The organism is Candidatus Hydrogenedentota bacterium (assembly GCA_018005585.1).
Lineage (GTDB): Bacteria > Hydrogenedentota > Hydrogenedentia > Hydrogenedentales > JAGMZX01 > JAGMZX01.
In genome coordinates this window covers 1-6,507 of record JAGMZX010000045.1, presented here as the reverse complement: position 1 = coordinate 6,507, position 6,507 = coordinate 1, and the positions used below count along the sequence as shown (strand labels likewise).

The following is a 6,507-nucleotide window of genomic DNA, read 5'->3' as shown; positions in this document are numbered from 1 at the left end:
GGCGACGAGCAAGGCCCAGAGCGAGATTTCCGTCATGTGGGATGTCTCGGTGTGGCCGTCGGACCCAATCGGAAACATGCCGTCGTTCAATCACATCCCGGGCGGCGGGAATGTGCTGTACATGGACGGGCACGTGGATTATATCAAGTACCAGGAGAGATGGCCCATCTGCAGCACATGGGTTGCGCTGCTGGGCCATATGGCGACGCTGAACAATCCGTACGGTTGAGCGCGGGTTCAGATGCCCATGCCGCCGGTGACCTCGAGCACGTGGCCGGTGATGTAGGACGCATAGGGCGACGCGAGCAGGACCATGCCGCCGGCGGCCTCATCCGGCGTGCCGATGCGCGCCAGCGGAATGACCATGAGCGCCATGTCGCGCAGATGGCTGGGCACGCCCAACTGCACTTCCTGGTCGCCGACCTTGACGGTTTCCGCGCTTTCCTTCGATGCCGTGAGACGCGTATCGATGAACCCGAATGCGACCGTATTGCAGCGGATGCCGAGGGGGCCCCATTCCTTCGCCATCGTCTTTGTCATTCCGATGATGCCCGCCTTCGCGGCGCTGTAGTTGATCTGTCCCGCGTTGCCGTGCAGGCCGGCGACGGAAGACACGTTGATGATGCAGCGCGGCTCTGGGGTCTTGCCGTCGGCCTGTTCTTGTTTCGCCGCCTCGCGCATGTAGGGTGTGGCCGCCCGGATCAGCCGGAAAGGCGCAACGTTGTGGATGGTTAACATGGCCTGGAACTGCTCATCGGACATCTTGTGCGACATGCCGTCCCACGTGTAGCCGGCATTGTTGACGAGGATGTTGAGCTTGCCGAAGGCCTCGATGCACTTCGCGACCAGTTGTGCGGGAAAGGCGGGGTCCGTAATATCGCCGTTGCAGGCGATGGCCTTGCCGCCCGCGGCCTGGATCTCGGCTACTACCGCTTCCGCCGGGGCGGCATCGCGGTCGCTGACGGCGACGCTTGCCCCTTCGCGCGCGAACAGTTTCGCGGCGGCAGCGCCGATGCCGCGCCCCGCGCCCGTGACAATAGCTACTTGATTTGACAGCATATCCGCCATGAGACGACTCCTGTGTTTCCGCGAAATAGCGTGATTCCCACCCGCCACATAATGGGGAAGAGTACACGATTCTGGAGGCGCCGCGCGAATCCGGCGCCCTGTGTGCGGATGCGGACGGGACACGGCCCTTTCCGGGGCGGTTCCCGTGGGGCGTTCGTCGGTGCTTGTCGCGCTGGCGCGGGCCTGTGGTAGTATGCCGTCCATACGGATTGCGCGCGTATTACTGGGAGCTTGGCCATCTTGACCGCCACAGCACGGGGCAGCGGAAGCCCAACATGGGTGCGCAGGCGTGGTTCGCACGCCGTTGCGGCGGCGTCTCTTCTGCTGCTCGGCATCTGTGGCGTGGCGTCCGCCGCCGAAACGGACCAGTACCTCAGTTGGGGCGTGGTGTTGTCAGACAGCGCGGAGCCGTTCAATGCGTTCCTGAACCAGGAAGCGCAGGTCTTCTTGAATCGCGTTAATGAACGGACGAAGCCCCTGGAATCCCCGGAGCAACTGACGATCGAGTTCTACCAGTATTTGTTTCAAGGGCTTCACTCCTCGCGGGTGCGCGCATGGGCGAATCATGCGCCGGAAGTGGACCGGTTCCCGGACCGCGGCGTGTCCTTCTTCGCGTATCAGCGCATGAGCATCTACCGGGACTTGACCGCCTTCCCTTTCGTATTGCCCATGACGCGCACGGTCCGGGTTGGCAACATCTATTTTGGCACGGACAAGATTGGCCACTTTTTCGGTTTCGGACGCCGATATTTCCAGCGCTATCTGCGATGCCGCCGGGATGGCCTGGACACGGAAAAGGCGATGCGCAAAGTGGTGTTGTGGGGCGTGGCGATCGAGAGCAGTTTCGTGGGCGGGCTGGTGGACGGCATCTTTTCGCACGCGGACCTCGAGGCGAATTTTCAAGGATTTCTGATGGCCCGGTCGTGCTGCGAAGGGGATGATGCGCATTTTCGACAGGAAGGTGGCCAGTGGCGTCTCGCGCGGCCCTTCGACATGCGCGATTACATCACGCCCGACTTCGACGAGTCGTACAACAATTCTCATTACACCGGCCTGCGGAAAGACCGCGTGCTGGAGATCCTGCGGCGCGAATACTGCCCCCTCTGGCGCACGCCGGAAGTGCAGGCGCGCACGGCAAATTACGCGGCCTATGCTCCGAGCTTTTCGAAGCGCGTAATAACCGAACACTTCGATGCGCGCCGCGAGAACCCGCAGCGGCAACAGTCGCTGGCGGCCATCTGCGACGAGCGGACGGAAGAGCCTGTCGGGACAACGCAGCCCTAGGCGCGTTCAACAGCGGAAGGAGTGATTGTCATGCGAAAAAGCGCGATTCTTGTTCTTGGCGTCGTGATGGCGGCGTTCGCGGCCGGGTGGTGGCTGAGTTCTGGAGACGCGGCATTCGCCGCGGATGCCGCGAAACCGGCGCCGGTCCTGCGGCACGTAGTGCTCTTAAAATTCAAGGATGACGCGGCGCCCGATCAGATTCAGGCGGTCGAAAAGGCCTTCTGCGCGCTGAAGGACAAGATCAGCACGGTCCACAGCCTCGAATGGGGCACGGACGTGAGCAAAGAGGGCCTTGCTCAGGGTTTTACGCATTGCTTCATGCTCACGTTCTTGTCGGAAGCGGACCGCGACGCCTACCTGCCGCACCCGGAACACAAGGCTTTCGGCGCCTCTTTGGGCCCTGTTCTGGATAAGGTGGTTGTGGTCGATTATTGGACTCAGCCTTGAACCCCAAACGGGCCTCGTTGCTCCCGCGGGGTCGCAGCGCCTAAAGCACCGAGAGTTTCGTTGGCGCGGCGGAGGGCGTTTCGGCGAGGCAGACGCGCGCGAACGCCGCTATCCCCTTCGCGTCCAGGCCATGCATTGCCAATTGCTCCTCGCGTGTGCCCTGCTCGCTGAACGTGTCCGGAATGCCGATGCGATGGATGCGCATGCCGTCCAGGCGTCCCAGCGCGTTGAAATGCTCGATTACCGCTGCGCCGAAGCCGCCGTCGAGCGTGTTTTCCTCGACGGTGATGATGGGACGGTCCGCTACGGCGTCGAGTAGCGCGGCGTCCAGCGGCTTGACCCGCCGGGCATCCGCCACGCCGAGGTTCCATCCCTCCGCGGCAAGCGTTTCGGCGGCTGCAAGGCAGGCTGCAACACAAGGTCCGACGGCGAGCAACGTGGCGTCCATGCCGTGCCGGAGTATCTGGCCGCGCGTGACGTCGCGATCGGCCTGCGCGCCAATCGTGGGGGCCTTGCTGCGGGCGTAACGTATGGCCACGGGGCCGTCTTGCTGGAGCGCCCAGCGGAGCATGAGTTCCGTGTCCACATCGTCGCGCGGCGCGAGGATCGTGAGCTCGGGCACGGCTCTGAGGTACGACAAATCGAAGGTGCCGTTTTGCGTGGGGCTGTCCTCTCCGACGAGCCCCGCGCGGTCGATGGCGAAGACGACGGGCAGCCGTTGCAGGCACACGTCATGGATAAGCTGGTCGTAGGCGCGTTGCAGGAAAGTGGAGTAAATGGCGGCGACCGGCCGGAGGCCGCGCACGGCCAGCCCGGCGGCGAAGGTGACGGCGTGTTGTTCGCAAATGCCGACGTCGAAAAAGCGGTCTGGGAACCGTTCCGCAAACTGTGCGAGCCCCGTGCCTGTGGGCATGGCGGCGGTGATGCCGACGACGCGCGAGTCCGCCTCGGCGGCTTCAATGACCGCCCTGGCGAAGGCGTCGGTGAAAGTGCATGCGGCCGGTTTGCTGCCGTTTGCTTCCGGCGCGCGCGGCAACCCCTCGCTGTCTTCCTGCTTGAGCGCCATGGGCTTGATCCCGTGATACGCGAGGGGGTCGCGCTCGGCAACGCGCAGGCCCTTGCCCTTTTCGGTGTGACAATGGAAAAGGATGGGGCCGTGCATCTGCTTGAGGTTGGTGAGCACCGCTACAAGCAGCGGCAGGTCGTGGCCGTCGACGGGGCCGATGTAGTTGAAACCGAGTTCCTGGAAAAACGCGCCGTGCGTGATGAGGCCCTTGGCGGCCTTCTCGATGTCCTGAATCCGCCGGACCGTCCGCTCGCTGAGGAGCATCTTCACGAAGCTGGCGACGTCTTCCTTTGCGCGTTTGTAGGGAAGGGCCGTGATCAGCCGGTTGAAGTAGCGGGACAATGCGCCGACGTTCGGCGATATGGACATTTCGTTGTCGTTCAGAACGACGAGCAGGTCCAGCCCGAGGTCGCCCGCGTGGCTGAGCGCTTCCATGGCCATCCCTGCGGTCATGGCGCCGTCGCCGATGACCGCAACGATATGATGGTTTTCGCCCCGCAGTTTGCGCGCCACGGCCATTCCGACCGCGGCCGAAATGGACGTGGAGCTGTGCCCGGTGCCAAACGCATCAAAGGGGCTCTCGCTGACCTTGGGGTACCCGCTGATGCCGCCCGCCTTGCGCAGCGAATCGAACACCTCGCGGCGGCCTGTCAACAACTTATGTGCGTAACACTGGTGCCCTACGTCCCAGATAATCTGGTCGCGGCCTGCGTCATAGACGTAATGCAGGGCCAAGGTCAGTTCCACGACGCCGAGCGGCGACGCGAGATGGCCGCCGTTGCGGTTTACCGTCTCGATTATCTGTTCGCGCAGTTCCTGAGCGAGTGTTTCGAGTTCGTGGGCCTGTAGCGCCTTCAAATCGCCGGGACTGTCTATCTTATCCAGTATTCGCATGGGCGGCTTGCACGCATCCCTGCCTGTTTCTCGCAGAACGACAAAACCACCCCTGTATCGGGGCCTGCCGCTTCCTTCCAAGAGCAAGGCTCAGTATACCATGCCGGGCCGGAAAGGAGAAAAGTCAGCGTCAGCAGAAACCGCCGGGCCGTGCCGGCTATTTCTTGCGCAGCTGTTTCTTGTCGGGTTTGCCGTGGACGTTCTTTGGCATGGCGTCGAGAAATTCAACCTTGCGCGGGGCTTTGTAGGCGGCTATGCGTTCGCGGCAGAATTCGATCACTTCGCGCGAGGTGACGGTCATGTCCGGCTCGAGTACGACGCAGGCCATGACTTCTTCGCCGCGGACGGGATCGGGTATGCCTACGACCGCCGCCTCGCGGATGGCGGGGTGCTCGAGGAGCACGTTCTCCACTTCTCTCGGGTACACGTTCATGCCGGCGCGATTTATCATGTCCTTCTTCAGGCCCGTGAAATAGAAGTAGCCGTCTTCGTCCGTACGGCCGAGGTCGCCGGTGTGAAACCAGCCGTGCCGGAAGACTTCCTGGTTGACTTCGGGCAGATTGAGGTAACCCTTCATGACGTTGTGGCCGCGAATGACGATTTCGCCCTCTTCGCCGGGGCCCGCGAAAGTGCCGTCCTCGCGCATGATACGCATGCGCACGCCCCAGATGGGCAGGCCAATCGAGCCGGGCCGGTTCCGTTCCGCGTCGGGGTTCCAGCAGACCACCGGGCTGGTCTCCGTCAGGCCGTAACCCTCGAGCACGGGCACGCCGAACAGGCCGGTGAACTGGGCGGCGAGCGGCACTGGCATGGCGGCGCCGCCGGTAATCACGCAGCGCAGCGACGAGAAATCCGCCTCGGCGGCGCGCTTGTGGTGCACCAGGAAATGCATCATGGTGGGAACGGCGGCCAGGATAGTCGCGCGTTCGCGGGTGATAACCTCGAACATCTTGGCGGGGTCGAAGGCGGGCAACAGCACGACAGAGGCCTGCGCCAGAATGGGCGCGTTCATCATCGTGGTTTGCCCGAAGCCGTGAAAGAGCGGCAGCACGGTGACGCAAACGTCGGTGCGATAGTAACCAAGCGCGTATTCCTTGATGGCCAGCGCGTTCTGGAACAGATTGAAGTGGGTCAGCCGCGCGCCGCGCATGCGCCCGTCGTGCGCGGACGCGTACAGGATTACCGCGTCGTCGTCCGGCATGGTCTGGACCATGTCGAAGTCCGGGCTGGCCTGCCCCATCAGCGCCGCAAAAGACACGCCTATATCAGGCGCCGCCGGCTGCATGTCGGCCTCCGCAACGATCAGATGATCGCATTCCGGCGCTTGGTCGAACGCGAGCGCTGCTTCGCCCGCGAACAGGTCAAAGACGAAGAACGCCTTCGCCCGCATGTCGCGGAGTCGATGGAGGATTTCCCGCTGCCGGAGCATGACGTTCATGGGGGAGGCCACCGCGCCGGCGAGGAGTATTCCGTAGTAGATGATGGGGAAATGAGGCGTGTTCGGGAGCATCATGGCGACCCGGTCGCCGGGGCGGATGCCACTCGCGTGGAGAGCGTGCGCGACGCGGTGGGCCGCGGCGCGGAGTTCCGCGTACGTGTACCTTTCTTCTTCAAAGATGATCGCCGTCTTATCCGGCGCGGCATCGGCGGCCATCTGCAGGCAATCGGCTAGATTCAAGCTCACGCAGCCAATCCCTTCAACAGGTTCTGGATGACAGTTGTCTTGCACGAAAAAAACCGGAAACGGG

General features: G+C 63.2%; 6 protein-coding genes. 3 read left to right on the top strand and 3 right to left on the bottom strand.

The genetic code is table 11. From position 1 onward, the window contains the following. Window positions 1–229 (top strand): hypothetical protein (locus KA184_09790; protein MBP8129855.1); only part of this gene is annotated, 229 nt, incomplete at its 5' end. Window positions 230–237: 8 nt separating this feature from the next. Here the strand turns inward: KA184_09790 and KA184_09785 are convergent. Next, entirely contained in the window at window positions 238–1,068 is an 831-nt protein-coding gene (locus KA184_09785; protein MBP8129854.1) for an SDR family NAD(P)-dependent oxidoreductase, read from the bottom strand. Between the two features lie 279 nt (window positions 1,069–1,347). On the opposite strand from KA184_09785, the gene KA184_09780 reads away from it, so the two are divergent. Next, window positions 1,348–2,352 carry a hypothetical protein gene (locus KA184_09780; protein MBP8129853.1) on the top strand — a complete coding sequence of 335 codons (1,005 nt, stop codon included), beginning with the start codon at window positions 1,348–1,350 and terminating at the stop codon, window positions 2,350–2,352. A 30-nt stretch (window positions 2,353–2,382) separates the two neighbouring features. Continuing rightward, window positions 2,383–2,799 carry a Dabb family protein gene (locus KA184_09775; protein ID MBP8129852.1) on the top strand — a complete coding sequence of 139 codons (417 nt, stop codon included), beginning with the start codon at window positions 2,383–2,385 and terminating at the stop codon, window positions 2,797–2,799. Between the two features lie 40 nt (window positions 2,800–2,839). Here the strand turns inward: KA184_09775 and KA184_09770 are convergent, their stop codons facing one another. Further along, window positions 2,840–4,759 carry a 1-deoxy-D-xylulose-5-phosphate synthase gene (locus KA184_09770; GenBank protein ID MBP8129851.1) on the bottom strand — a complete coding sequence of 640 codons (1,920 nt, stop codon included), beginning with the start codon at window positions 4,757–4,759 and terminating at the stop codon, window positions 2,840–2,842. Between the two features lie 157 nt (window positions 4,760–4,916). Then, window positions 4,917–6,443 carry a long-chain fatty acid--CoA ligase gene (locus KA184_09765; GenBank protein ID MBP8129850.1) on the bottom strand — a complete coding sequence of 509 codons (1,527 nt, stop codon included), beginning with the start codon at window positions 6,441–6,443 and terminating at the stop codon, window positions 4,917–4,919. Window positions 6,444–6,507 lie beyond the last annotated feature (64 nt).